At 70.3% G+C, this 2,499-nt stretch carries 2 protein-coding genes and 1 pseudogene; all 3 read right to left on the minus strand.

Features of this window, described 5'->3' with window-relative positions; translation table 11 throughout:
* Window positions 1–217 precede the first annotated feature (217 nt).
* Complete coding sequence (locus RN901_RS06375; protein ID WP_310757112.1) at window positions 218–712, minus strand: hypothetical protein; 495 nt, start codon at window positions 710–712, stop codon at window positions 218–220.
* A gap of 728 nt (window positions 713–1,440) precedes the next feature.
* Window positions 1,441–1,779, minus strand: a complete 339-nt coding sequence (locus RN901_RS06380; RefSeq protein WP_310757113.1) for a MobC family plasmid mobilization relaxosome protein — start codon at window positions 1,777–1,779, stop codon at window positions 1,441–1,443.
* 289 nt (window positions 1,780–2,068) lie between these two features.
* Window positions 2,069–2,284: pseudogene (locus RN901_RS06385) on the minus strand (AlpA family transcriptional regulator); the annotation flags it as partial.
* Between the last annotated feature and the right edge of the window lie 215 nt (window positions 2,285–2,499).

Consider the following 2,499-nt stretch of genomic DNA (forward strand, 5'->3'; position numbering starts at 1 on the left):
CGCCAGATGTCCCGTAGTACTCGGTCAAGCCTGTCACTTGCTCGTCGAGCCGCTCGATTCGCCGCCTCAAGGTGGCGTTCTCCCCGGTCTGCCGCTCGACTTGCCGCCGCAAGGCCTCGACCTGTTCGGAGTGCCGCCGCTGTTCCCGCTCGTACTGCACGGACAACCTCCGCAAGGCCCTCGTCAACTGCCCCTCTAACGCGCTCATACAGCCTCCTCACTCGTTCGACAGCTTCAAGGCCGGACGGTCGTCCACCCGCCACGGCGGACGGTCCAGCACCCCGTCCGGCACCACGACGAACCGCTCGCCCTTGATCTCGTGGAACACGAGCCCCCACGTGTCCACCTCCAGTTGGGCGAGCGTCCGCCGGGCGTCCTCGATGTCCCGGCCCAGTTCGGCGCGGGCCTCGATCCGGGTGTGGATGCTCCTCGACAACCAGCGCATCGTCGCCCAGCTTCCGCCGAAGGTGCCGAGCGAGAGGCTCAGGCCGACGATCAGGGGCCTCATCCAACCCTTCATCAGCAACTCGCGCATCCGCCCGGTCGCCACCTCCGTATCGCGCCTGATGGTACGCAGCGCGTAGCTCACGGCGCGCCGCGAGTTCCCGGCGAGCCGTTCGAGCTCGTCCGCGGTCAACTCCTCGATCTCCCTGCGCTCGGTCTCCAACTTCTTCCGCAGCCGCTCCATCAAGTCGTTCGCGTTGGAAATCAACTCCGTACAGTTCTCCTTTCAACCGCCACCGTTTCCCCGTCTCGGGGTCCATGGCGGTCAGGTAGTCCATGCCTTGGCGGGGCACTTCAAGCCCCGCCTCCCGGAGCGCGGCGACGACCTCGTGGCGATCGCGCACCGCGCCCTGCTCGACGCGTTGGATCAGGTAGTCCCGGATCAGGTCGCGTGGGGAGGATTCGATCCGGAGCCCGGCCTTCAGCTGGGCGGCCTCGACGTAGGCGCGGTGTCCGGGCTGCTGCACCCTGGCCCGCGCCGGATCGTCCGGACGGCTCCAGCCGTGTTCGTGGTTGAAGGCGTCCTGAAGCGCGCCGAACGTCTTCTCCCAGCCGGGCGGGGCGATGTTCAGGCTCCGGCCGGTCTCCAAGTCGCATCGGGCGGCAAGGACATGAACGTGCGCTCCGCCGTCCTTCTCGCGGTGCAGCACCGCCGCCCATGCGTAGCGGTCGGATTCGAGCCCCGCCCACGCCGTCTTCTCGAACTCGTCGAGGACGGCTTCGATCTGTTCTTCGGTGGGCTCGTCCTCCGGCGCCCACGCGATCACGCCGGAGGTGTACTTGTGGTCGAAGGGGAGCGTATCGGCCACGGCGGCCACTTGGTGGGGGTCTCCCCTGAGCACCTCGACGCCTTCGCGCTCCTTCCCGGCAGCGTCAAGCTCCCCGAGGAGGTACCTGGCCGCCTTGCGGGCCGACCCGGTTCCGTGCGCGAGGAACTTAACGAGCATCGGCGTCCGGGCTCTCGACCGGAGCCAGCGCGCGGAGCGCCCGCTCGACGGCGATCAGGTGGACGATCACCTCGACGGCTTCGATGGCGGCCTTGTGGGTGTTCACCCACCGGGCGATCTGGTTGAGGTTGTTGCCGATGCGCGCGACCTGCTTCGTGCGCTCGCGCTCGACCTCGGCCGCCGGGGCCGTCCATGTGCGCGTGCGGGCCATGGCCTCCCGGACGAGCGCCGACAGCGGAACGCCGGCGGCCGCGGCCTTGGCCCGCCAGTCGGCGAGTTCGGCCGCCGACACGCGGGCGGAGACGGTTGCGGGGCGGCGGCCACTCATCGGACGACCGTCCGACACGGGGGACGGGGGGCGGAGCCCCCGCCCGCGCGCTCCAGCGGCGCGCGGATCTTGGTGGGGTTCGAAGGGGGGCAGCGCCATCCCCTCGCCAGCCCCCGTGTCCTACACGGGGTACGCTGGCTTGCCTCCCCAAGGCAAGCCCAAGACGCCGTTCCCCGGCCGCTTCGAGCGCGCCGCATCATCGGACCGGGCGGGTCTCCGCCGCCCGCCAACCGGCCTCGGGGATCCGGTGCGCGGCCTCGACGCGCTCACCGGCCCGCTCGCCCACGGATCGGCTCTCGGCGATCCGCTCGGCGACCCACTCCTCGATCTCGGCCTCGATCCAGCCCACGGCGCGCCTGCCCAGGGCGACCGGCCGGGGGAAGCACCCCGCGGCCAACCGGACATAGATCGTGCTCCGCGACAGGCCCGTGCGCGCCATCACCTCGGGCAGCCGCAGGAAGCGGGTCGGAGGGTTCGTTCTCTCGTTCCTCGGGTTCTCGGTCATCGTCCTGCTCCTCCTCGTTGTGCTCTGCTTGCTGGTCGGTCTCCGGTGTCACGACCGTCGAGGGGGATCGCGTCCACCGCCCGATGCCCCGTCGTGCTCGGCGATGAACGCGAGAATCCGGTCCGCCGTCCTGAGCGACGGCGAACGGCCACGCCCGATCTGGCGCATCAGATTCGGATCGCCCACCGCCATCTGGCCGAACGCCGTCGGGCTCA

This window comes from Candidatus Palauibacter soopunensis (genome assembly GCF_947581735.1).
Lineage (GTDB): Bacteria > Gemmatimonadota > Gemmatimonadetes > Palauibacterales > Palauibacteraceae > Palauibacter > Palauibacter soopunensis.

Excerpts from the sequence above, each read along its gene's own strand:
- RN901_RS06380 (WP_310757113.1), bottom strand. The coding sequence starts at position 1,779 with ATGAGTGGCCGCCGCCCCGCAACCGTCTCCGCCCGCGTGTCGGCGGCC.